The sequence below is a fragment of the Streptomyces sp. NPDC005863 genome (assembly GCF_042871345.1).
Lineage (GTDB): Bacteria > Actinomycetota > Actinomycetes > Streptomycetales > Streptomycetaceae > Streptomyces.
The window spans coordinates 1-23987 of the sequence record NZ_JBIAII010000005.1; the positions used below are offsets into that span (position 1 = coordinate 1).

Sequence of the window (23987 nt, forward strand, 5' to 3'; positions counted from 1 at the left end):
GCCCGCACGCAGGGCATCGACGCGGGCAAGAAGATCGTGGGCCGCAAGCGCAGCATCCTCACCGACACCCTCGGCCTGCTGCTGGCCGTGCTGGTTACCGCCGCGAGCGTGCAGGACTCCACCGCCGGCCGCATCCTCCTGGAGCAGGCCGCCGCCGACCACCCTGGCCTGCGCAAGGTCTGGGTCGACGGCGGCTACCGCAAGCACTTCATCGAGCATGCCGCCACCCTCGGCATCGACCTCGAAATCGTCCAACGCACCCCCGGAGCCCGGGGCTTCACCCCGATCCCGAAACGCTGGACGGTCGAGCGCACCTACGGCTGGCTCATGCTCCACCGCCGCCTGGCCCGCGACTACGAAACCCACCCACACCGCTCCGAAGCCATGATCCACCTCGCCATGACCGACCTCATGACCCGCCGCCTCACCGGCGAGAACACGATCTCCTGGCGCAACCCGACACCAGCACACCAAAGCCGCATCCAGGGATGAAACAACAGGATGAAACGACCTCTTAGATCCGGGCGGGCCGCACGGCAGCCGCACGGACATGGGCGATCAGCTGTCGGCGGGCGGCCGCCAGGCCAGGTGGCGCAGGGCGTACGAGCGCCAGGGGCGCCAGGCGTCGACGGCCGCCTCCGGCTCGCCGGGCAGGGCCACGTCGGGGTCGCCGAGGGCCCGCATGCGGATGAGGGCGACGGTCCGCGCGTCCAGGCCGGCCAGGGCGCGGAGCGCCGCCTCCGCGTCGTCGCGGTCCGCGCCCGCATCGAGGCGCAGGGAGCCGTCGGCGAGCGCCGCGGCAAGGGCGCCCGGGGTGCCGGGTTCGGCGGCCAGGTCGGCCGGGGCGGGGAAGAGATGGGTGAGCGTCCCGCACGCGGCGTCGAGCACCTTGCCGTACCGCGCCACGAGCCGTGCGGCCCCCGCGCGGCCGACGAGGGCGCGCATCGCGAACTCGTCCGGGTCGGCGGCGCCGGGCGAGCGGAGGCCAGGCCGGGCGGCGACGAGCGGGGCGAGCCGGGGATCGGCGCCGAGCCGCTCGTCGACGGCGTACGGGTCGGCGTCGAGGTCGAAGAGCCGCCGCAGCCGCTGGACGGCCGTGGTGAGGTCGCGCAGATCGGTCAGGTGCAGCCGGGCGTCGAGCCAGCCGCCCCGGTGCACGGCCTCGGTGCTCGACCCGCCGCCGGGCGCCGTCGCGGAATCGTGGTGCGCCTCTTCGACGGCCACGATGCCGGTGCCGTACGGCAGCCGGAGCGTACGCCGGTACGTGCGGGCGCCGCGCTCGCCGCCGACCTCCTCGATCCCGGTGACGGCCTCGTCGGCGAGCAGGTCGAAGACGGCGTCGGCGCGGTAGGGGCCCCGGTGGGCCAGGCGCAGGGGGATGCCGGCGGCGGGCGTGGGGCGGGCGGTGCCGCGTCGGGGGGCGGCGGCGCGCAGGGCGGTGGGCGTGAGCGCGTACACCGTCTTGATGGTGTCGTTGAACTGCCGGACGCTGGCGAATCCGGCGGCGAAGGCGATCTCGGTGACCGGCAGGTCGGTGGTCTGCAGGAGGACGCGGGCGGTGTGCGCGCGCTGGGCGCGGGCCAGGGCGACCGGGCCCGCGCCGAGCTCGGCGGTGAGCTGGCGCTGCACCTGCCGGGCGCTGTAGCCGAGCCGTACGGCGAGGCCGGGCACGCCCTCGCGGTCGACGACGCCGTCGCCGATCATGCGCATGGCGCGGCCGACGACGTCGGCGCGCACGTTCCAGTCGGCGGAGCCGGGGACGGCGTCCGGCCTGCACCGCCGGCAGGCCCGGAACCCGGAGGTCTGGGCGGCGGCCGCGGTGGTGTAGTAGCGGACGTTCGTGCGCTTGGGCGTGACGGCGGGACAGCTGGGCCGGCAGTAGATGCCGGTGGTCCGGACGGCGAAGAAGAACTCCCCGTCGAACCGGGCGTCCCTGCTGCGCACGGCCTCGTACCTGGTCTCTTCATCGATCACATGGACCATTGTGAACGGGATACGGGGCTGCGGCTGGCGGCTTTCGGACACGACGCTGGGCCCCGGGGGGCGCCCCAGGCGGGGGGCGGGGCTCCGGGGGGGCGGGCCCCAGGCGGGGCGGGGCTCCGGGGGGGGGCGGGCCCCAGGCGGGGCGGGGCCCCGAGGGCCGCAGGCCCTTAAGGGGCGCGGGGAACGGCGCGCCCAGCCACACCAGACCCGCAGACACCCACACCCCCCAGCCCCCCCCAGAACCCCAAAAACCGCCCAAGCTCAGCGCACGCGCCCCCGTTTGAGGTCAATAGCCGCCCGCCCCTCCGCCCCCCGCAACCGCCACTGCCGCCGCATCTCCGCGCGGGCCCGCGCGTCCGTCTTGGCGACGATGCGCTGGTTCTCGCGGATCAGCTTGCGGTAGCTGTCGAGGCGGCGTTCGGACAGCGTGCCGTCCTCGACGGCGGCGAGCACCGCACAACCCGGCTCCGCCCCGTGGGCGCAATCGTGGAACCGGCACCGCTCCGCCAGCTCCTCGATCTCGGAGAACACCTGCCCGACGCCGCTCTCGGCGTCCCACAGCCCGACCCCGCGCAGCCCCGGCGTGTCGATGAGGACCCCGCCGCCGGGCAGCGGGATGAGGTTGCGGGTCGTCGTGGTGTGCCGGCCCTTGCCGTCGACGTCACGGATGGCCCGGACCTCCATGACGTCGGCCCCGGCGAGCGCGTTGGCCAGCGTGGACTTGCCGGCGCCGGACTGCCCGAGCAGCACCGACGTACCGCCGGAGACGACGGCGGCGAGGACGTCGACGCCGTCCCCGGACGTGGCGCTGACCGGCAGCACCTGGACACCGGGCGCCGCGTTCTCCACGTCCTCGACGAGATGGCCGAGGGTGACGGCGTCCGGCACGAGGTCGGCCTTGGTGAGTACGACCACGGGCTGCCCGCCCGACTCCCAGCCGAGCGCGAGGAACCGCTCGATGCGGGCGAGGTCGAGCTCCGCGGCGAGCGAGACGGCGATGATCGAGTGGTCGACGTTGGCGGCGAGGATCTGCCCCTCGGACCGCTTGGACGAGGTGGAGCGCACGAAGGACGTACGCCGCGCCAAGTACGCCTGCACGTACCGCGGATCGCCGCCCGCCGGGTCCACGGCGACCCAGTCGCCGGTGCAGACGACCTTCAGCGGGTCGCGCGGCGTGACGAACTCGGTGTCGGCGCGCACCATCCCGTCGGCGGTGAGGACGTCGCACTGCCCCCGGTCGACCCGGACGACGCGTCCGGCGACCAGGCCCTGCGCGGCGTACGGAGCGAACTCGGCCTCCCAGCCCGCGTCCCAGCCGTACGGGGCGAGGGGATGCACGGAAGAGGAAGGAGAGGACGAAGAAGAGAAAGAGGAGAAAGACAAGGGGTGACCCTTCACAGGGTGGCCCCGGCGTCCGCGCACGAGCGGCGCGGGAAGGAAGTCAGGTCAGCCGGAGGCCACGGAGGTGGACTTGATGAACTTCCGGATGCGGGCAGGGCCCATCGCAACGACAGCCATCGGTCACACCTCCAACTCCTGCTGGGCCGACCCGGATCGCCGTACGGCGCCCGGGAACACCAAAACCCTAACCACGCCCCCGACCCGAACACCACCGGTTTTTCCGAGGCCCCTCCCGGGCCGCGCCGGCCACCCGGAGCCCCGCACGAGTACCCGATCGGCCGAATCCGACATCCGCAGGCCGGAAACCGTGCCCGTAAACCGACCCCCGTAAGGGGCCGGCACCCCCACCCGGCCGGCTCGGCGCGGCCCCCGGCGGGGGCCTCGAACAGCGGCCCCACCTCCGGGACCCGGCCCGCACCCGGCCCGCACCCGCCCCGCATCCACCCCCCAGAGCCATAGACGCAGGCAGGTTGCGCGGAGGGGGCGATTCCGGACAGATGTCGGGGCGCGGTGATCTGGCCGGTCTTGCGGTGGACGAAATAGATGCCTCAGGCATCCAATGGGAAGGGAGATAAGCGAAGAACTGCGCTTGCGAGGTAGATCCATGACGGAGTCAATGGAAGCGACGGAAGCGACGGACACCGTCGCCTTCCCCCAGGACCGCACCTGTCCCTACCACCCGCCGACCGCCTACGCCCCTCTGCGCGAGACCCGGCCGCTCTCCCGCGTCAGCCTCTTCGACGGCCGCTCCGTGTGGGTGGTCACGGGGCAGAAGGAGGCGCGCGAGCTGCTCATCGACCCGCGCCTCTCCTCGGACCGCCGGCACGAGGCGTTCCCCGCGCCCACCGAACGCTTCGCCGGGCTCAACGACCGCCGTATCGCGCTGCTCGGCGTCGACGACCCGGAACACAACACCCAGCGCCGGATGCTGATCCCCAGCTTCTCCGTCAAACGCATCGCTGCCATGCGCCCGCGCATCCAGCAGACGGTCGACGGGCTCCTGGACGCGATGATCGAACAGGGTCCGCCCGCCGAGCTGGTCGGCGCCTTCGCGCTGCCCGTCCCGTCCATGGTGATCTGCGCCCTGCTCGGCGTGCCCTACGCCGACCACGAGTTCTTCGAGGAGCAGTCACGCCGTCTGCTGCGCGGCCCCACCTCCGAGGACAGCCGGCAGGCGCGCGACGAACTGGACGCGTACTTCTACGCGTTGATCGACCGCAAGCGCCGGAACCCCGGTGACGGGCTCCTCGACGAGCTCATCCAGCAGCAGCTCGCCTCCGGCGCCGTCGACCGGGAGGAGCTGGTCCGGCTGGCCTCGATCCTGCTGATCGCCGGGCACGAGACCACCGCGAACATGATCTCGCTGGGGACGTTCGCCCTGCTCCAGCACCCCGAGCGGCTGGCCGAACTGCGTACGGGGATGCGGGCGGAGCCACCCCTGATGCCCGCCGCCGTCGAGGAGTTGCTGCGCTTCCTGTCCATCGCGGACGGTCTGCTGCGGGTGGCCACGGAGGACATCGAGTTCGCCGGGAGCACCATCCGCGCCGACGACGGCGTCGTCTTCTCCACCTCCCTCATCAACCGCGACGACGCCACCTACGAGACCCCCGAGGAGCTGGACTGGCACCGTCCGAACCGGCACCACGTGGCCTTCGGCTTCGGCATCCACCAGTGCCTGGGCCAGAACCTCGCGCGCGCCGAGATGGAGATCGCGCTCGGCACGCTCTTCGAACGGCTGCCGGGGCTGCGGCTCGCCGTCCCCGCGCAGGAGATCCCGTTCAAGCCGGGCGACACGATCCAGGGCATGCTCGAACTCCCCGTCACCTGGTAGGCGTTGGGGAACACGGGAAACATTCGAGCGGCAGTCCGGAGGAGTCGACCGTGGCGAACACGATGATCCATGTCGAGAAGGACCGGTGCGTGGGCGCCGGCATGTGCGCGCTCACCGCGCCGAGCGTCTTCACCCAGGACGACGACGGCTTCAGCGAGGTGCTGCCCGGCCGCCGGGACGGCGGCGGCGAACCCCTGGTACGGGAAGCCGTGCGGGCGTGCCCGGTGCAGGCCATCAGCGTCGAGGAGGGCCACGTAGGCTGATCGTCCGTCAGCCGACGTACACAGGCAGGAGTTTCAGTGGTCCAGCGTGGCCGTGAAGCTCCTGCCGTACGCGTGGTGCGTGTCGACCTCGACGCGCGTGCCGCCCGGCGCCCGGTCCACCCGGACCCCCGGATCCGCGGTGACCTTCCGCAGCGGGCGGCCCCGGAGCAGCACCGTCACGGTGTCCCGGTCCATCGTCGGGTCGGACACCGCGAGCGAGAGCGGCGCGCCCGACCGGCCGCGGCGGACGATGACCGATGCGGGGCCGTGCACGCGCAGGCCCGCGACTTCGTGCCGGCCCCGTGTGAAGGTGTTGGCGGCCGTCAGGCCGAGTCCGGCATGGGCGATGGCCTGCACGTGGGCCGAGTTGGCGAGGACCGTGAGCGGCCCGTGGCGGTGGGCGCGAAGGCGGGCGTCGTCGGCGTTCGGCAGCAGCGCGTACGCGAGCCGGGCGGGGCGGGCGCCCGCGGCCCCGTCGAGGGTGACGCCGAGGACCGAACGGGTCACCGCCGTATCGGGGTTGGCGGTGCGCACGACCCGGCGGCTGCGGGTGACCTCGTCCAGGGTGACCCGCACCGGCGGCGCGTCCAGGAACAGGTAGCCGACGGCGGTGCCCCGGGTGGCGTTGGCGTAGCGCAGCCAGCGCAGGGCGGCGGTGCCGGGGCCGGTCCAGGGGCGGCCGTCGCGGCGTACGCCGGTGAGGGTGATGTGGTCGTCCGGGTCGGCGGTGCGGGCGTCGACGGTGGTGGTGACGGCCCGGCCCGCCGGGTCGCCGACGTCGGCGGCGAGCACCACGATCTCGTCGTCGAGCAGGAACCACGACTTCGTCGCCGTCGCGTTGCGGTAGGTCACGAAGTCGTCGGGCAGCAGCCGCCGGTCGCGGTACGCGACATCGCCGGACTGCACCATGCCTGCCGCGCCGTACGCGCCGAGGACGGCGCCGCCGGAGTACCGGGCGGTGCCGCACGGGAAGTAGACGTAGGTGTTCTGCGACTCGGACGACGAGGTGAAGTGCAGCGGGTGGTCGGGGTTGTCGTAGTAGGGCTTGCCGTACAACTCCGGTACGGTGCGCCGCTGTTCGACCGGTGCGGTGACGCCCGCGAGGCCGTACGGCGAGACGGTGGTGAAGTAGTCGACGCCGTACGCGTGCGTCTGGTCCTGTCCCGCGAGGTAGAGGTAGTGCGCCCCGTCGCCCTGGAACCAGGGCATCAGGTTCTCGCCGCTCATGTACTCGTACTTGCTGATCCGCGCGGAGCTGCGCGCGAGGGCGAAGGCGTAGCCCGGCCTGCGGTGCACGGTGCGGTCCATGGCGTTGAAGGCGACGCTGCGCGCGGCGGGGTTGAGGTCGGCGGGCGGCACCGCCGCGTCCCCCACGATGTCGGCGTAGCGCACGACGCTGACCGGCGAGACGAAGCGCACCGGGTCCAGGGGCGCGCGCGAGGTGGCCCTGACGTGTTTGACGTAGCTCTTCAGGGCGGCGGCCTCGGTGCCCGTCGCGAGCGAGGAGAGGTCGACGACGGCCTCGACGACCACCGCCACGTCGGCGTACCCGGAGTCGGTGCGCGACACCGCACGGCCCTTGACGATCTCCATCATCCAGCCCTCGAAGATCAGCGGGGCGAATCCGTTCTTCACCCAGCCGGACACCGTGGGCACGAGCTGCTCGCCGTGTGCGAAGCCCGTGCCGTCGAGGATCTTGAGGGTCTGTACGACGCGGGTGAGCAGCCCCTTGCCGTACGAGCCGGTGTAGGCGACGGAGGCGTGCTGGATGAACGAGCCGTCCGCGTAATGCCCGTCCGTCACCTGGTGGTCGAGGTGGTAGGGGTCGATGGTGGCGAAGACCGTCAGCTGGTCGGTGAGGGCCTTGCGGATGCGGGCCTCACCCGGCTCGCCCAGGAGGGCGCCCTGCAGGATGCGGTTGGTGGTGATGTCGGCGAGGTTGGCGCCGGTGTGGAAGCGCGAGTCGAGGTTCACGTCGCCGCCGGTGCCGTTGCGCAGGTAGGCGTCCATCGAGGCGACGTAGGTGGCGATGAGCCCGGGGCGGTGGGCGGCGGTCTCCTCGGCGAGCAGGACGAGGGTCTTGCTGATGTGCTGGGAGATGCCGATCTCCCAGTGGAACCAGTTGCCGTAGTAGCCCTTCGCCTGGTCGCCGTAGTACCGCTCGTGCAGCCACACCAGGCCGTCGACGACGCGGCGCTGCACGGCCGTGGCGCCGTACAGGTCCGGGGCGGTGCCCGGGGTGCGGGTGGCGAGGGCGATCTCGTACAGGCGGCGGTAGGCGGTGTTCAGGTTGGTCTCGTCGGTGCCGAGGACCAGGCCGGCGAAGAGCTCGCCCTCGCGCGCGTCGTCCATCGCCTTCAGTCCTGCCCGCGCGGTCTTCTCCACGGCGGCGACCTTGGCGGCCGCCTCCGGGCGGGAGTTGGACTCGGTGGTTCCGGCGAAGACGGCCACGGTGTTGGCGAGCAGCCGGGCGCGGCCCTCGGCGGACGCGGCGGCGAAGGCGGCGGCGCCCGCCCGGCCCGCGGGATCCGCCGTGAAGAGCGGGACGACCGGGACGACCGCGAGGAGACCGGTGGCCGACAGGGTGGACAGCAGGCGTCTGCGGGTGATCTCCATGGCGGCCTCCAACGGCGACGTACGTGGCGTTCCGCGGGCGTTCGGCGAGCGGAGTCAAGCAGACGCCCCCACCGCCGACAAGGGTCCCGGGCCCCGGTCGCGTCCGGGCGGATTGATACCGTCCACTCCGATCATGGTGCCGTGCACGGGGGAAGGGGAGCGCCATGCCCGTAACGGGCGCGCCGCGCCGGCCGCGAAAGCGCACCTGGGCGGCGGCCGCACTGGTGCTGACCCTGCTGGCGGCGGCGTCGGTGACCTGGGTCGCCGTGTCGCGGGCCGAGGAGCGCGAGGACCGGCTCGACGCCAACCGGACCCTGGTGGCGCGGGGCTGCGCGGGGCTGCTCCGGGAGGAGCTGTACGCGTCCGTGCCGGACGACGAGCGGGCCGTCCTCGACGCGTTCGGGACGATGCTGCGGCCCGGCGGGGAGAGCCGTGCGCTGCTGGACTGCACGCTGGCCTGGGAGGGTGACGGTTCGGCCTCGGGCGTACGGGCCCGGGTGCGGGCCGAGCCGGTGCGCGGCCGTACCGACCCCGGCCCCCTGTCCGGCGACTTCGGCCTGCCCCTTCCGCCGGGTGCGGTGGGCGGTGTCGGCTCCGCGGGGCGGTGGGACGACGGCAAGGTGTCGGCCTCCCTGCTCGTCGACTGCCCGAAGGGGCTGCACGGGCGTGGCGGGGCGGTTCGGGACCTGCTCGTGTCCGTGCAGCTGCCGACCGACGGCGACGCGTACGACGTGCCGAAGGCGGACCGGCTCGCCGCGGCACGTACGGCGGCGAAGGTGACCAACTGGGTGACGCGCAAGCAGGGTTGTGGCGGCGAGCCGCTGCGCACCGAGCCCGGCCGCGCCCCCGCGAAGACGCCGAGGCTCTGCGCCTGGCTCTCGCCGAAGGCGCTGCGGCTGACGCCGGGCAGGTGGCGGTTGACCGGGAACGAGACGGTGTACAACCGGCGCTCCGGCGCCTGCGGCGGACAGTGGGACGACACCACGGGCTCCCCCGGCCACCTCACGGTGCTGGCGGCGGCCGCGGAGAGCTGGTCGGGTGTCCTCGCGGGCGGCGCGTACGAGGCGTACGCGCAGGACGGGGCGGTGCCCGATCCCGGGGCGCCGGACTCGTACGGGAAGCCGGTGACGGTCGAGGAGTCGGGCGACGACCCGCAGCTCACCCTATGGGCCAGGTCGGAGTGCGTGGCGGGGCCGACGTACCACCGCGTGACGGTGACCCCCGCGCTCGACTTCGACCGAGGCCTGGAGAAGGGCCGCGTCGTGCTGGAACCGAAGGACCAGAAGCGCCTCTCGGGCCGGGCGCGCGCGGTGCTCGACCGCTATCTGGCGGCGCCCGACGGGTGGCCCCGGCGCTCGCACTGCGGCCGGACGAAGATCGTGGGAGAGGTGGCCCAGTGGCGCGAGCGGGACTGAGCTGGCGGACGAGAGGGGGACGCGTGGCCCTGTCGTCCCTCGGGGCGCTCGTGGCCCTGGCCCTGGTCGCGGGTGGCTACTACTGGTGGGGCGGCCCGCGCGAACGCCGCGCCGCGCAACAGGTGCTCGACGAGGCCTGCGACGGCGTGCTGCCCTCGCGCGAGATGCGGGACGTGCTCGGGGACGGGCCGTACGCGTCCGGTCCCGGCCGCCTCGACCTGCGGGCGGCGCAGCGGGACGGAGAGAGCGCCCGCGTCCGGACGGTCACCTGCGACGTCACCGGGGACGGCGTGCGCGTGGCGGGCGGCGGCACGAACGAGGCCGAGGTCGAGGTCACCGTGCAGAGCGTGCCGCGGCGCGACGGTGACGTCACCGGGGACGACCGGCGCGAGGAAGTCGGCCCCGCCGAGGACCCGTTGTACCCCCGGCTGTCGCCCGAGCTGCCGCCCGTGGGGCTCGGCGGCGGCTGGCGGGGCCTGTTCACGACCGGCGAGAGCCTCACGGACCGGCCCGCCACCGGTACCGGCGCCGGCGCGGCGACCGCGGTGACGCTCCTCGACTGCGCCCACGGCCGCGGCGGGCTGCTCGTCACCGTCGCCGCGAAGGACGACGACGTCACGCTGGACGACCCGGAGCGCCGCACCGCCTTCGCGCGGGTCGCCACCGCGACCGCCGCGAAGGCGGCCCAGAAGTGGGGCTGCGACGCCGAGTTGGGCGCATCCCCGCGCTCCGTGGCGCTGCCGGTGAACGTCGACGAGAGCGTGCCGCTCGCCGACGCGTCCGGGACCTGCCGGGGGGTGCCCGGCCGGGCGCGGCAGATCTCCCGGGCGTGGGAGAGCCGAAGCGCGGCCGCTCCCGTGGAGGTGTGCGTCGTGGCGGGCGAGCGGCCCGAACTGCCGGGCCCCGGTACGCCGTTCGGGGTGCGCGGCTACCACCTCGTGGCGTCCTACGGCCCGTACGCGGAGACGGAACGCCGCGCCTACGCACAGCGCTACGGCCGGTACAGCGAGAAGCCGGGTCCCGGCGAGGCGCCGGCCGGACGCCTTGAGGACGGGGGCCGGTGGGCGAGCGCGGTCTGCCGGGACGGGAGCGGCCCGGCGCTGTTCACGGTGCGGGACGACGCGGCGTGGAACCGGGACAGGTCCCGTACGTACGAGGAGCGCCGCACGAAGCCGTCCGCGGCCGACCGGGCGTACGAGCGGGCCGCGCTCGCTCAGTTCGCGCGGCACTCGGCGCGGACCCACGGCTGCGAGGCGCCCCGACTGCCGTGAGCCCGCGCGGGCCGGGCACGGGACCCCTCAGAGCCGGTCTTCGCACCCCTGCCGTGTCCCTCTCCGCCCCGCGATGTGCGGCGGCGCCGCGATCCCGGCGGGCAGCAGCGGGTCCGGCACCGGCGCGCCCCAGGTGGCGGTGAGCGGCAGGTTCCCGGCCCAGACACCGAGTCCGGCGTCCGGGCCGTCGCCGTCCTCCGGCGGCCCCTCAGCCACCTTGACCGAGGCCTCCGCGAGGGAGAGGGCGAGCAGGGTGGTCGCGGCGAGCTCCTTGCGGCTCGGGCGGCGCGCGTAGTCCCACTGGCCGGGCGCCGCGTGCTCGGTGAGCAGGCGCAGGCCGCGCAGCTTCTCCTCGGGGTCGGTCACCGGGCGCGGCACCCCGTGGATCATCACGCTGCGGTACGCGACGCCGTGCTCGAACACGGAGCGGGCGAGTATCAGCCCGTCGACGTGGGTGACGGTGACGCAGACGGACGCCTCGGGGTCGGCCGCCAGACTGCGGCTCGCGACGGAGCCGTGCAGGAAGAGCCAGGCGTCGTCGCGGCCGTAGACCGTGGGCACGACCATCGGGTGGCCGTCGACGACGACGCCGAGGTGGCAGACGAAGCCCGCGTCGAGGATCGCCTCCAGGTCGGCGCGCGCCAGACTGCCCTGCTCGCGCAGGCGGCGGTGGCGGGTGCGGTCGGTGACGGGGAGGGTGGCGGGGAGTGCGGGGGTGCCGTCACCGGCCGGGTCAAGTGAGGTCGGCTGTTGTTCATGTCGTTCGTTCACACCACGACAAGTTACCGATTCCGCGTGGTGGACTCCATCGTTCAACTGAATCCACCGTAACGGCTACGCGATCGTACGAAATCCGCAGCACCGCCCGCGGCATCCGCACACCCGTCCAAGCCGGCCCCGAAGAATCCAACGACTCCCCGCCCGCGACGATGGCGCGCCCGAGTCCCCGACCTGTCTGATGGAACCCATGGAGCTTCCCCACCACGAGGACGTGTCCCCCGGCACCGGCAGCCTTCCGCCGCGCGCGTGGTACGCGGCGTCGGACGCCGCCACGCTCTGCCTGGGCGGCCGCTGGCGCTTCCGCCTCTCCCCCGCCGCCGACACCGAGGACGAGACCTTCGCCGCCGACGGGTACGACGACGGCGCCCGCGACGGCTGGGGCGAGATCGCGGTCCCCGGCCACTGGGTGCTGCAGGGCCACGGCGCGCCCCACTACACCAACCAGCTCTACCCGTTCCCGGTCGACCCGCCCCGCGTACCCACCGAGAACCCCACCGGCGACCATCTGCGCACCTTCGACCTGCCCGCCGACTGGCCGCGCGACGGCGAGGCCGTGCTGCGCTTCGACGGCGTCGAGTCCTGCGCCCGCGTCTGGCTCAACGGCACGGAGCTCGGCGACTTCAAGGGCTCCCGGCTGCCGCACGAGTTCGCCGTCGGCGCGCTGCTGCGGTCCGGGCGCAACGTCCTCGCGGTCCGCGTCCACCAGTGGTCCGCGGGCTCGTACCTGGAGGACCAGGACCAGTGGTGGCTGCCGGGCATCTTCCGCGACGTGACGCTGCTGCACCGGCCCGAGGGCTGCGCCCGCGACTTCTTCGTGCACGCCGCGTACGACCACCGCACGGGGAGGGGCACGCTGCGCGTCGACTCCGACGTCCAAGGGCGCGTCACCGTACCGGAGTTGGGCGTCGAGGTGTCGACCGGCGAACCGGTCACCCTGCCCGTGGAGCCGTGGACGGCGGAGACGCCGCGCCTGTACGACGCGACGCTGGCCACCCCCGGCGAGCGGATCCCGCTGCGCGTCGGCTTCCGCACGGTCGCCCTGCGGGACGGCCGCATCACGGTGAACGGCCGCCCCATCCTCTTCCGGGGCGTCAACCGCCACGAGTTCCACCCGGAGACGGGGCGCACCCTGGACCCCGAAACCATGCGCGCCGACGTGCTGCTGATGAAGCGTCACCACGTCAACGCCGTCCGCACCAGCCACTACCCGCCGCACCCCGCCTTCCTCGACCTCTGCGACGAGCTCGGCCTGTGGGTGATCGACGAGTGCGACCTGGAGACGCACGGGTTCACCGCGGTCGGCTGGCGCGGCAACCCCGTCGACGACGACCGCTGGACGCCCGCCCTCCTGGACCGCGCGGCCCGGATGGTCGAGCGCGACAAGAACCACGCCTCGGTCGTCCTCTGGTCGCTCGGCAACGAGTGCGGGACGGGAAGCGGCCTGAGCGCCATGGCCGAGTGGATCCGCGCCCGCGACGACAGCCGCCTGCTCCACTACGAGGGCGACCGTTCGTGCAAGGACACCGACGTCTACTCGCGCATGTACGCCGACCACGCCGAGGTCGAACGCATCGGCCGCGGCGAGGACGAAGGGCCGCCGGAGCGCGCCCAACTCCCCTTCATCCTCTGCGAGTACGCGCACGCCATGGGCAACGGGCCGGGCGGCCTCAGCGAGTACCAGCGGCTCTTCGAGACGTACGGCCGGCTCCAGGGCGGCTTCGTCTGGGAGTGGATCGACCACGGCATCGCGCACCCCGCGTACGGCATCGCGTACGGCGGCGACTTCGGTGAGCGGCCGCACGACGGGAACTTCGTCTGCGACGGCCTGCTCTTCCCCGACCGGACGCCGTCCCCCGGACTCGTCGAGTACAAGAAGGTGATCGAACCGGTCCGGATCGACGGGGACGGGCCGGACGGAACGGTCGGGATCACCAATCTTTACGACTTCGCCGACCTCTCCCAGCTCGCCTTCACCTGGTCGTTCGCGGAGGACGGCACGACCGTCGCGGACGGCGTCCTCGCGATGGGGCCGGTCGGACCCGGCGAGCGTACGGAGGTGAAGCTGCCGCCACCGCCCCGTCGGGACCCGGACGCGGAGACCCAGTGGACGGTGCGGGCCGTGCTCGCCGAGGACACGGCGTGGGCGGCGCGGGGGCACGAGGTGGCGTGGGCCCAACTGCCCGTCGAACGCGGCATGATGCTGCCGATGCCCGGCGGCGCCGTGCCGGTGCGCGACACCGACGGGCGGCGGGTCGCCCTCGGCGCCGCGACGTTCGACGCGCGCACCGGCGCCCTCCGGAGCTTTCACGGCCGCGAGGTCCGGGAGCTGCGGCTCGACGTGTGGCGGGCGCCCACCGACAACGACAACGGCATGCCCTGGCGCCCCGAGCCGACCCTCGCCACCCGCTGGCGCGCCCTCGGCCTCGACCGGTTGCTGCACCGCGTCGACGCCGTGGAGACGAGCGCCGAGGGGCTCACCGTCCGTACCCGGGTCGCGCCGGCGGCGAGCGACCTGGCGCTGCGCACGGAGTACTTGTGGGCGTCGAACGGCATCGAGCTGCTGCTGCGGATGACCGTGACGCCGGAGGGCGACTGGCCGGTGCCGCTGCCCCGCATCGGGATCCGCTTCGGGCTGCCGGGCGCGGGCGACCGGGTGCGGTGGTTCGGCGGCGGGCCCGGCGAGGCCTACCCCGACACCGCGGCCGCCTCCCGGATCGGCGTCTGGGAATCGGACATCGCGGCCCTGCAGACCCCGTACGTGCGCCCGCAGGAGAACGGGGCGCGGGCGGACGTCCGATGGGCCGAGGTCGGCGGCGTGCGCGTCGCCAGCGACGACCACCCGGCCTTCACCGCGCGGCGCTGGACGACCGAACAGCTCGACGCGGCCCGGCACCGCACCGATTTGCCGGCCGGCGACACCGTCTGGGTCAACCTCGACGCGGCCCGGCACGGCATCGGTTCCGGTTCGTGCGGCCCCGGCGTCCTGCCCCCGTACGAGCTGCGCGCCACCGGCACGACGTCGTTCGCCTGCGTCTTCTCCCCCGCCGCCGGGTGAGGCGACCCGGGTCAGCCCGCGAGGGTGACGAGCCGCTCCCGCAGGAACGTCACGACCCGCTCACGCGCGGGGCGGCGGCCGGCGCGAAGCGGCCGGTGCAGCACATACACCCAGCACCCACGGTGGGGAGAGCGGGCGGCGCGGCTCGCCGAAGGGCGACGGGATCGGCACCGTGCACCCCTCCTTCAGCAGGTGTTCGCCGAGACCCCGCACTCCCGGGTGCACCCCGGGGATTTCGGGAACCGGACCACGCCGGGGCCTGTCCCCTTCTCATGGACATCATGCGTGGGACCCGCCCCGGTGAACGGGGACCTGGTCCAGCCGGTGAGATCCGCTCTCGGTTCCGAACCGGGCACGGTGCTCACTCCCTTTCGTCACACCTGTCATATGGGTAAGTGAAGTGCATGCCTACAGCACCCCTGCGCGGAAGCACAGACCCCGCCGGGCCCCCCGGGCCGCCCGCGCCGCCGCCCGGACCACCGGCCGGGCGGATGGTGGCGTGGCTCGGCCGGTTCGGGCCCGTCGCCGTGGGCTACGCCGTGTTCCAGGCCCTGGTGGGCCTGCTCCCCGACGGGCTCTTCGGCGACACGGCCCGCTACTCGCTCGCCGTGGTCAGCGGCCTCGGTACGGGCGTCTCCGCGTGGCTGGCCGGCGCGCTGCTGCGGGCCAGATCGGCGGCGGGCGGCGGGGCGGACAACGGGGGCGGCGACCTGGACGGCGTGCCCTCGCCCCGGCGCCCGCGGGGACGCGCCACGACGCCGGGTGCTGCGGCCCCGTCGCCGGGGCCGCTGCCGGGGCTCTCCGCCGCCACGTACGCCACCCTCGTCGACCGCCTGACCGTCTTCGACGACCCGCTGCGGGGCCGTCTCGTCGGCTGGCCGCACGCCCTCGACGAGCAGCCGGAGCCGGTGCGGCCCACCCCGACGGGCACCGCGTACGGGCTGCACACGGTCCTCGAACTCGGCATGCCCGGCGGCCGGTTGCGCGCCTCCGAACTGGTGGAGACGCTCTGGCGGCTGCGGCTGCCCGAGGGCGGCTGGGCGGCCCGCTCGCAGGGCGCGGTGGGGCGTCCCGAGGTGACCGGCCTTGTGCTCGGCGCGCTCGCGCGGGCGGGCGCCGATCCGCGTCTGCTCGCCGCCGAGGCGGAACGCTGCACCGAACGCTTCAGCCGAGAACTGGAGCCCGCAGGAACGGAGTTGACCCATGTGGTCACCACCGTGCTGCGCGGCCTGCTGCGGGCCGCGCCCGAATCCCCCGCGCTGCCGCTGCTGCGCGACGCGCTCGTCGACGGCGCCGTCACCGATCCGGCGCGCGGCCACCGACGCTGCTGGGGCTCCCGGCTGACGCCGCCGCGCGGCAGGGCGGTGCCCCCGTCGGCGGTGCACACCGCGCAGGCCGTGGTCGCCCTCGACCGCGCGGCACGGGTGCTCGGCGAGGATGCCAACGCCCGCGCCACCCGCGAGGAGGGCATCCGCTGGCTGCTCTCCTGCCCTGGCCCCGCGCACGACGGCTGCGAGGACCTGGAGAGCGGCCACGAGACGGTGCGCCGCCCGCACCCGGTCGACGCGTCGCGCCACGAGGTGCTGTCCGTACGGCACTTCGCGGCCGCCTGGGTGGTACGGGCGCTGCTCACCCCCGACGCCCCGGCGGTCGCCGCCGACGAGGAGCGCGAGGCCGTCTGGCAGGAGACGCTGGCGGGCGCCGCCGCCTCGGTCTGGCGGCAGCAGGAGAACGGGATCTGGACGTGGGACGGGGTCGATCTCGCCTACCCGCTGTGGATGACCTATCAAGGCCTTTCGGCGCTGCGGGCACATGCCGTATGGATGTATCAGCCGGGCGGGTGAGCCCCCGGCGCTGCGGCGGGCGCGGACGAGGGGGAGAGTGCATTGGCTGGTCGGCACGTCCACGACGCCAGGCGGCTCCTCGCGGAGCGGCTGGACGGGCCCGCCGGGGACGCGCTGGTGCGGGCCGCCCGCACGGCCGTCAACGAAATGGCCACGCCGGGGCTCCTGTTGCCGCTCATCCGCGAACTGGCGACGGGCGCGGGAGACCCCTCGGGGTGCGCGCTCCTCTCGTACCGGCACGTGCTCGGCTTCGACAAGCTGCTGCTGATCGACGGCGGACCGCGGCACATGCTCCGCGCCCACGTGTGGCACCCCGGCCGCGGCACGCAGGAGGACATCCACAACCACCGCTCGCCGCTGGCCTCGTGCGTGGTGCGCGGCGCGCTCGGCATGGAGCTGTACGAGCCCGTGGACCCCGCCGCGGCGGACGGGCTGGACGCGTCCTGGTACCGGGAGTCCCTCGCGGGCGAGGAGGCAGACTGGCTCCTGGAGCCCGCGGGCGCGGCCCGGCTGCGGCTGACCCAGACCGCGCGGTACGCGGCGGGGAGCGGGTACGCGCTGCCGCCGCACGTCCTGCACCGCGCCTGGTGCGCGTCGCCCGGCACGACCGTCACGCTGTTCCTGGAGACGGGGGCGGGGCGGCGGCGGTACACGGACGTGTTCGCCGGGCCCGGCACGGAGGCGGCCCGCACGGATACGGATCTGGCCGGGCGGGCGGTGGCGAAGAAGCCCCTGGAAGTGCGGGACTATCTGGCGGAGCTGTCGGCGCTGGCCGAACTGCTCGGCTGACGGCACCGGCCCGACGGTCAACGGTAAGCGGCCCCGCGTCAGCGCTCAGCGCTCAACAGTCGGCGCTCAGCCGAAGGCCTGCCGGACGATCTCGCGGTTGTAGTCGTCGATCTCGACCTCGCCGAGCTCGGCGGGGGCGAGCCAGCGGTGCCGTTGGTCGGGCAGCGGCAGCGTCACGTCGAAGGTGAGGGGGCGGACGAGGAAGTTGTCCTGCCAGTTCTTCACCTCGTGCCCTCGGTAGGTGCTGACGAAGGAGGACTCGCCGACCTTGCGCAGCACCCGGCCGAGCAGTCCGGTCTCTTCCTTGAGCTCTCTGAGGACGCCGTCCCGGGAACTCTCGTCCGGCTCCAGCTTGCCGCACGGTACGCCCCACACACCAGGCAGGAACCGCTCCGTCTCGCTGCGCCGCACGAGCAGCACGCGCCCGCGGTGCGCCACCACGGCCGCCGCGAGCCGGTTGTCGCCGGGATAGTCCATGCCTTCCAACGTAGCGGGGTATCAGGGGGCGTGACAGTCGGGACAGCGGCCCTCGGCCACCGTTTCGCGTTCCCGCTGGTCGAGGCCGAGCGGAACCTAGACGTCCGTCAACCGACTGCCGTAGGCCGTCACCCACACGCGTCGACGGGGCCGGTGTCCGTTTCCTTCAAGACCGGGCGCGGGGCCGCTGCCTACGCTGCCGGACATGAACAGCACACCGACATCACCCACGCCCCGCTTCGACCTGATCGGCCTCGTCGTCTCCGACCTGGCCGCCTCGCTCGCCTTCTACCGCAGGCTCGGCCTGGAGTTCCCCGAGGGCTCCGAGAGCGCGCCGCACGTGGAGGCCGAGCTCCCCGGCGGGCTGCGCATCGCCTTCGACACCGAGGAGACCGTCCGGTCCTTCCACCCGGGCTGGCGGGCGCCCTCGGGCGAGGGCCGGATCGGGCTCGCGTTCCACTGCGACTCGGCCGCCGGCGTCGACGCCGTGTACGAGGACCTGACGGGCGCCGGGTACACGAGTGAGCTCAAGGCGTTCGACGCGCCCTGGGGCCAGCGGTACGCCGTCGTGCTCGACCCGGACGGCAACGGCGTCGACCTCTTCGCTCCGCTGGGGTCACCCCCCACCCAGTAGCGCGCCCAGCGGGAGCCCGGTGAACTCCTTGACGTCCCGGGCGAGATGGGCCTGGTCGGCGTAGCCCGCGACGGCCGCGGTCCGCGCGTACGGCAGCCCGTCGCGGGCCAGCGCGAGCGCCCGCTGCAGCCGCAGGACGCGGGCCAGCGTCTTGGCCCCGTACCCGAAGGCCTGGAGTGAACGGCGGTGCAGCATACGGGCGTTGACACCGACGTCCGCCGCGGTCCGGGCGACCGGGCGGCCCGCGCGCAGCGCGCCGACGACCTCGGCGATGAGCGGGTCCGGCGGGTCGGCGTCGGCGGCCCGCTCCAGCGCGAGCTCCTCCAGGGCGGCCATCGGATCACGGGCGCCGTCCACCCGGCCGGCGAGCCGGCGGGCCAGCGGCGCGGTCCACAGGTCGGCCAACTCCACGCGCCGGTCGCGCAGTTCGTGCGCGGGCACGCCGAGCAGGGCGGGCGCGGTGCCGGGGTAGAAGCGGACGCCGACGTAGGCTGCGGTGCCCGATCCTGCGGTGTCCGGCAGGTACGCGCGGGTGTCCGGGCCCGCGACGAAGAGCCGGCCCGGGGTCCACAGCAGGTCCATGCACCCGTCGGGCAGCACCGGCCGGGCCTCGTCGGGGGCGCCGGTGGCCTCGCGGGTCCACACGACCGCGCCGGGCAGCCGGGCGGGCCGCTCCCGGTAGCCGCCGCTCCCGCCGCTCCCGCCGGTCCCGGGCGCCTCCGGGCTCTCGTGGGCCGCCATGGGAAAAGGCTACGCCGCGCGCGTGCGGTGGTCCTGCGGGCTGACCCCGTACACCCGCTTGAAGGCACCGGACAGCGCGAACGCGCTGCCGTAGCCGACCCGGCGCGCTATCGAGCCGATGGTCAGCTCGCTGTCGCGCAGCAGGTCCGCGGCGAGCGCGAGCCGCCAGTTGGTCAGGTACGTCATCGGGGGCTCCCCCACCAGCTCCGCGAACCGCCGGGCCAGCGCGGCCCGCGAGACGCCCGCCCGGGCGGCGAGGTCCGCGATGGTCCACGGGTGGGCCGGCTCGTCCTGGAGCAGCCGCAGCGCGCGGCCGACGACCGGGTCGCCCATCGCCCGGTACCAGGCGGGCGCGGCGGCCTCCGGGCGGGAGAACCAGGCGCGCAGCGCGGCGATCAGGAGGAGGTCGAGGAGCCGGTCGAGGACGACGGCCTGACCGGGCTCGTCCCTGTCCATCTCCGCCGCGACCATCGGCGTCAGCGGGCACTCCCACACGTCGCCGGGCAGGACGAGCAGCGGGGGCAGCGCGTCGAGGAGGCGTCCGGTGATCTCGCCCCGCATCTGGTAGGTGCCGATCAGCATCTCCACCGAGCCGGCGGAGGACTCGCCCCAGGAGCGCAGGCCGAGGTCGCGGTAGCGGGCGACCGGCGCGCCGTCCAGCGGCACGCACTGCTCGCCCGGCCTGATCTCGGCGAACGGCGCCGTGGTGGGCTCGTCGGCGCAGGTGTAGTGGTCGGGGCCGCGCGCGATGGCGAGGTCGCCGGGGCGGATCCGCTGGGCGGGCGCCCCGTTCTCGGGGACGATCCAGGCGGTGCCGCGGACCATGACCATGACCGACAGGGGTGCCTCGTCGGCGATCCGGACGGACCAGGGCGGGTCGAACAGGGCACGGATCATGAACGCGCCGCGCGCGCGGGGTCCCTCCAGGAGGCCTGCCAGTACGTCCATGGCGGCAGCGTAGACGCACGCGTATGGCGGTGAGTCTCTCGGCGATGGTCCGGTGACCCGCGGGCCGCTTCACTGAAGCCATGACGACGAACACGGCGAACGCGGCGGGCATGACGGTTCTGGTGACGGGCGCGACCGGGCGGGTCGGGCGCAGGGTGGTGGAGTCCGCGGAGGCTGCGGGGCTCGCGGTGCGGGCGGCCTCGCGGTCGGGCGCGGTGCGGTTCGACTGGGCGGACCGGTCGACCTGGGCGGGGGCCCTGCGGGGCGCCGACGCGGCGCACCTCGCGTATCTGCCGGACGTCGGCGCGCCGGGCGCGGCCGGAACGGTCGGCGCGTTCGCCCGGCTCGCGGTCGAGCTCGGCGTGCGGCGGCTCACGCTGCTCTCGGCGCGCGGCGAACCCCAGGCGCACGCGACGGAGCAGGCGGTACGGGAGGCGGGTGCGCGGTGGACGGTCGTGCGGGCCGCGTGGTTCGCGCAGAACCTCAGCGAGGGGCCGCTCGTGGACGGGATGCGCGACGGGGAGCTGGTGTTCCCCGCGGGTGAGGTCCTCGAACCGTTCATCGACGCGCGGGACGTCGCGGACGTGGTGGTGGCGGCGCTGACCGGCGGCGACCGGTTCGCCGGCCGGACCCTCGACCTCACCGGTCCCCGGCTGCTGACGTTCGGGCAGGCGGTGGCGGAGGTCGCGGCGGCCGCGGGGCGGGAGATCGCGTACGTGCCGGTGTCGGCCCGCGACTACGGGGCGGCGCTCCCGGAATTCGGGATACCGGCCCAGGAGGTGGAGTTCCTGGTCGACCTCTTCGAGACGAACCTCGACGGCCGCAACGGTGAGCTCTCCGAGGGGGTACGGGACGTACTGGGCCGGGACCCCAGGGACTTTGCCGACTTCGTCAGGGAGGAGGCCGCGGCCGGCACCTGGAAGAGGTAAGCGCCGGCCCCCCGGGGCGAGGTCTCGGGGCTCTGCCCCGGACCCCGCTGCTCACTCGCCGGAGGGGCTGTTTCCGCTGCTTCCGCCGTTTCCGCCGCGCCCCGTCCCGTTTCGCTTCGCGTGTTTGGCCTGCTTCGTGGGCTTCGCGGGGGTCCGCAGCCGGGACGACACGTCGTCCGGCGGCAGGAAGCGCGACCAGCGCTCGGGGAACTCGGAGGGCATCTCGGGGTCGTCGGGATCGTCGAGGTCCGCGAGCGCCTCGCGGGCGGCGGCCGCGCGGGCCACCACCTCCGCGGCCTGCGCCTCCCTTATGCGGTCGTTGGCGGCACGGGCCGCCGCCGTGGCGACGGACGGCCAGACCCGGTCGATCGCCGCGTTGACGGCCGCGCCCACCAGGACCGCGAACGCCGACACACCGATCCACAGCAGCACGGCGACCGGGGCCGCGAGCGAGCCGTAGATGGTGGGCCCCTCCACGGTGCTGGTGAGGTAGATGCGGAGCAGGAAGCTGCCGAGCACCCACATGGCGAGGGCGATCAGCGCGCCCGGCATGTCCTCCACCCACGGCGAACGCACCGGCACGGACACGTGGTACAGCGTGGTCAGAAAGACCACGGAGAGGATCACGACGACCGGCCAGTAGAGGATCTGGACGACCGTCGTGGAGCCCGGCAGCAGGTTCACCACCGCGTCCGGGCCCGCCACCATCAGCGGCAGCGCGACCGAGCCGATCAGCAGCGCCACGACGAACAGGCCGAAGGCGAGCATCCGGGTCTTGACGATGCCGCGCACGCCGTCCAGGCCGTACATCACGGTGATGGTGTCGATGAAGACGTTCACCGCGCGCGAGCCGGACCACAGGGCGAAGACGAAGCCGATGGAGATGACGTCGGGCCGGCCGACCCGCAGCACGTCGTCCAGTATCGGCTCCGCGATCTGGCTGACGCCCTTGTCGGAGAGGACCGTGCGGGACGCCTCCAGGATGTTGTTCTGGACGCTGGCGATGGTGTCCGCGCCCGTCCACCGGTCCACGTAGGCGAGCAGCCCGATCAGGCTGAGCAGCAGCGGCGGCACGGAGAGCAGCGTGAAGAACGCCGCCTCGGCCGCGAGCCCCAGGATGCGGTACTCGACGCACGAGTTGACGGTGTCCTTGAGCAGCAGCCAGGCGGTCCTGCGCTTGGAGACGTTCCGGTAGAGAGCGCGGGCCCGTTTCCAACGGCCCGACGGCCGCCCGGGTGTTTCTTTTGCCTGGTGCACCTCCTTACCGTAGCGGCATGGCAGCCAGCACCCACACAGTGACCAACCAGGCTCCGCCCCTGGTGGGATATGACGTATTCGCGTCCGACCGCGCCCTCGTGGAGGGCGTCGAGCGGCACCTGGATCCGGCGCTCCTCGATTCCGCATCCGACGAGCTCTCCTTGCTCGGCCGCTCGGCGGGCTCGGCGCAGGCCCAGAGGTGGGGCGAACAGGCCAACGCGCATCCGCCCGTTCTGCTCACCCATGACCGCTACGGGAACCGGATCGACGAGGTCGACTTCCACCCGGCGTGGCACCGGCTGCTCGGCAAGGCCGTATCCGGCGGGCTGACCGCGGCCTGGTCGCGGCCCGGCGGACATCTGCGGCGGGCCGCGGGCTTCCTGGTGTGGACGCAGGCCGAAGGGGGGCACGGCTGCCCGGTCTCGATGACGCACGCCGCGGTGCCCGCGCTGCGCGCCGACCCGGAACTCGCCGCCGAGTGGGAGCCGCGGCTCACCTCGATGGTCTACGACGAGGGGCTGCGCCCGGCGTCGCAGAAGGCCGGCGTCCTCTTCGGGATGGGGATGACGGAGAAGCAGGGCGGCAGCGACGTGCGGGCCAACACGACGCGCGCGCAGGCGCTCGCGGAGGACGGGACGTACACGCTCACCGGCCACAAGTGGTTCTGCTCGGCCCCCATGTCGGACGGGTTCCTGGTGCTCGCCCAGGCCGAGCAGGGGCTGACCTGTTTCCTGGTGCCGCGGGTCCTGGAGGACGGCACGCGCAACGCCTTCGCCATCCAGCGCCTCAAGGACAAGCTGGGCAACAAGTCCAACGCGTCGAGCGAGGTCGAGTTCGACGGGACGTGGGCCCGCCGGGTGGGCGACGAGGGGCGCGGGGTGCGCACCATCATCGAGATGGTGGCGGCGACCCGGCTCGACTGTGTGATCGGGTCCGCCGCGCTGATGCGGCAGGCCGTGGTGCAGGCGGTGCACCACGCCACGTACCGGGAGGCGTTCGGCGGCAAGCTGATCGACAAGCCGCTGATGCGCAACGTACTGGCCGATCTGGCCCTGGAGTCCGAGGCGGCCACGACGCTGGCGCTGCGGCTCGCGGCGGCGTACGACGACGGGAGCGAGCAGGAGCGGGCGTTCCTGCGGCTCGCGGTGCCGGCCGCGAAGTACTGGGTGACCAAGCGCTGTACGCCGATGGTCGGCGAGGCCCTGGAGTGCCTGGGCGGCAACGGTTACGTGGAGGAGTCCGGCATGCCGCGGCTGCTGCGCGAGGCGCCGCTCAACTCCATCTGGGAGGGCTCGGGCAACGTCCAGGCCCTCGACGTGCTGCGGGCGCTGCAGCGCGAGCCGCAGGCGCTCAACGCGTTCCTTCAGGAGGTCGGCCGGGCCCGCGGGGCCGACCACCGCCTGGACGGCGCGATCAAGAACCTGCTGACCGAACTGGCCGATCTGGACGGCATCGAGGGGCGGGCGCGGCGGCTGGTGGAGCGGATGGCGCTGGTGCTCCAGGGTTCCCTTCTGGTGCGCTACGCGCCGCCGGAGGTGGCCGACGCGTTCTGCGCCTCGCGGCTCGGCGGGGACTGGGGCGCGGCGTTCGGCACGCTGCCGCACAGCCTGGATCTGGCCGCCGTGGTGACGCGAACCGCAGTGTCGGTCTAGTCCGGCGCCCGTCCGCCGGGACGGAGGTGGTGCTGCGCCGACACGGCACCACCCCCGCCTCTCGGGCCCCCTGAGGAGCGAGAACACCGCACGGGCGGTGT

The 23987-nt window shown here is 74.0% G+C and carries 19 protein-coding genes; 11 read left to right on the forward strand and 8 right to left on the reverse strand.

Translation table 11 applies throughout. The features are described from left to right. On the forward strand, nucleotides 1-492 hold a 492-nt coding region (locus ACFYO9_RS19175), incomplete at its 5' end, for a transposase (protein ID WP_388666434.1). Between the two features lie 66 nt (nucleotides 493-558). On the opposite strand, the gene ACFYO9_RS19180 is transcribed toward ACFYO9_RS19175, so the two are convergent. Then, complete coding sequence (locus ACFYO9_RS19180) at nucleotides 559-1983, reverse strand: AlkA N-terminal domain-containing protein (protein WP_358775084.1); 1425 nt, start codon at nucleotides 1981-1983, stop codon at nucleotides 559-561. Nucleotides 1984-2244: 261 nt separating this feature from the next. After that, nucleotides 2245-3366 carry a ribosome small subunit-dependent GTPase A gene (gene rsgA / locus ACFYO9_RS19185; protein WP_358775086.1) on the reverse strand — a complete coding sequence of 374 codons (1122 nt, stop codon included), beginning with the start codon at nucleotides 3364-3366 and terminating at the stop codon, nucleotides 2245-2247. Between the two features lie 622 nt (nucleotides 3367-3988). Here rsgA and ACFYO9_RS19190 point away from each other — a divergent pair. Then, nucleotides 3989-5215 (forward strand): cytochrome P450, encoded by a 1227-nt coding sequence (locus tag ACFYO9_RS19190; protein WP_355805365.1) that lies wholly within the window; start codon nucleotides 3989-3991, stop codon nucleotides 5213-5215. Between the two features lie 62 nt (nucleotides 5216-5277). Then, complete coding sequence (locus tag ACFYO9_RS19195) at nucleotides 5278-5478, forward strand: ferredoxin (protein WP_358775344.1); 201 nt, start codon at nucleotides 5278-5280, stop codon at nucleotides 5476-5478. Between the two features lie 33 nt (nucleotides 5479-5511). Here ACFYO9_RS19195 and ACFYO9_RS19200 read toward each other — a convergent pair whose 3' ends face one another. Then, nucleotides 5512-8094 carry a polysaccharide lyase family 8 super-sandwich domain-containing protein gene (locus tag ACFYO9_RS19200; protein ID WP_358775089.1) on the reverse strand — a complete coding sequence of 861 codons (2583 nt, stop codon included), beginning with the start codon at nucleotides 8092-8094 and terminating at the stop codon, nucleotides 5512-5514. Between the two features lie 164 nt (nucleotides 8095-8258). Here ACFYO9_RS19200 and ACFYO9_RS19205 point away from each other — a divergent pair, with 164 nt between their 5' ends. Continuing rightward, the gene (locus ACFYO9_RS19205; RefSeq protein WP_358775091.1) at nucleotides 8259-9509 is read left to right on the forward strand and encodes a hypothetical protein; all 1251 of its coding nucleotides are present in this window, start codon (nucleotides 8259-8261) and stop codon (nucleotides 9507-9509) included. A gap of 23 nt (nucleotides 9510-9532) precedes the next feature. Beyond that, entirely contained in the window at nucleotides 9533-10780 is a 1248-nt protein-coding gene (locus tag ACFYO9_RS19210) for a hypothetical protein (RefSeq protein ID WP_358775093.1), read from the forward strand. Nucleotides 10781-10807: 27 nt separating this feature from the next. Here the strand turns inward: ACFYO9_RS19210 and ACFYO9_RS19215 are convergent, their stop codons facing one another. Next, a complete protein-coding gene (locus tag ACFYO9_RS19215) occupies nucleotides 10808-11443 on the reverse strand; it encodes a pyridoxamine 5'-phosphate oxidase family protein (RefSeq protein ID WP_358775346.1) in 636 nt (211 codons plus the stop codon). 304 nt (nucleotides 11444-11747) lie between these two features. On the opposite strand from ACFYO9_RS19215, the gene ACFYO9_RS19220 reads away from it, so the two are divergent. The 3 genes from ACFYO9_RS19220 to ACFYO9_RS19230 all read left to right on the forward strand — a co-directional run bounded on the left by ACFYO9_RS19220 (nucleotide 11748) and on the right by ACFYO9_RS19230 (nucleotide 17248). Next, nucleotides 11748-14615: a glycoside hydrolase family 2 TIM barrel-domain containing protein gene (locus ACFYO9_RS19220; protein ID WP_358775095.1), complete on the forward strand. Its 2868-nt coding sequence runs from the start codon at nucleotides 11748-11750 to the stop codon at nucleotides 14613-14615. Nucleotides 14616-15019: 404 nt separating this feature from the next. Next, nucleotides 15020-16459 carry a hypothetical protein gene (locus ACFYO9_RS19225; protein WP_355805351.1) on the forward strand — a complete coding sequence of 480 codons (1440 nt, stop codon included), beginning with the start codon at nucleotides 15020-15022 and terminating at the stop codon, nucleotides 16457-16459. A 42-nt stretch (nucleotides 16460-16501) separates the two neighbouring features. Then, the gene (locus ACFYO9_RS19230; protein ID WP_355805348.1) at nucleotides 16502-17248 is read left to right on the forward strand and encodes a hypothetical protein; all 747 of its coding nucleotides are present in this window, start codon (nucleotides 16502-16504) and stop codon (nucleotides 17246-17248) included. Nucleotides 17249-17314: 66 nt separating this feature from the next. Here the strand turns inward: ACFYO9_RS19230 and ACFYO9_RS19235 are convergent, their stop codons facing one another. Beyond that, nucleotides 17315-17725, reverse strand: a complete 411-nt coding sequence (locus ACFYO9_RS19235; protein ID WP_355805345.1) for an NUDIX hydrolase — start codon at nucleotides 17723-17725, stop codon at nucleotides 17315-17317. A gap of 205 nt (nucleotides 17726-17930) precedes the next feature. Between ACFYO9_RS19235 and ACFYO9_RS19240 the strand changes: the two genes are divergently transcribed. Then, the gene (locus ACFYO9_RS19240) at nucleotides 17931-18359 is read left to right on the forward strand and encodes a VOC family protein (protein ID WP_355805342.1); all 429 of its coding nucleotides are present in this window, start codon (nucleotides 17931-17933) and stop codon (nucleotides 18357-18359) included. On the opposite strand, the gene ACFYO9_RS19245 is transcribed toward ACFYO9_RS19240, so the two are convergent. Beyond that, a complete protein-coding gene (locus tag ACFYO9_RS19245; RefSeq protein WP_355805339.1) occupies nucleotides 18342-19100 on the reverse strand; it encodes a helix-turn-helix domain-containing protein in 759 nt (252 codons plus the stop codon). The genes ACFYO9_RS19240 and ACFYO9_RS19245 overlap by 18 nt on opposite strands. Nucleotides 19101-19109: 9 nt before the next feature. Continuing rightward, a complete protein-coding gene (locus ACFYO9_RS19250) occupies nucleotides 19110-20048 on the reverse strand; it encodes an AraC family transcriptional regulator (protein ID WP_355805336.1) in 939 nt (312 codons plus the stop codon). 80 nt (nucleotides 20049-20128) lie between these two features. Between ACFYO9_RS19250 and ACFYO9_RS19255 the strand changes: the two genes are divergently transcribed. Then, the gene (locus ACFYO9_RS19255) at nucleotides 20129-20977 is read left to right on the forward strand and encodes an NAD(P)H-binding protein (protein ID WP_358775099.1); all 849 of its coding nucleotides are present in this window, start codon (nucleotides 20129-20131) and stop codon (nucleotides 20975-20977) included. Between the two features lie 51 nt (nucleotides 20978-21028). Here the strand turns inward: ACFYO9_RS19255 and ACFYO9_RS19260 are convergent, their stop codons facing one another. Next, entirely contained in the window at nucleotides 21029-22234 is a 1206-nt protein-coding gene (locus ACFYO9_RS19260) for a YihY/virulence factor BrkB family protein (protein WP_355805331.1), read from the reverse strand. 17 nt (nucleotides 22235-22251) lie between these two features. On the opposite strand from ACFYO9_RS19260, the gene ACFYO9_RS19265 reads away from it, so the two are divergent. Beyond that, nucleotides 22252-23886, forward strand: a complete 1635-nt coding sequence (locus ACFYO9_RS19265) for an acyl-CoA dehydrogenase family protein (protein ID WP_355805328.1) — start codon at nucleotides 22252-22254, stop codon at nucleotides 23884-23886. Nucleotides 23887-23987: the final 101 nt, after the last annotated feature.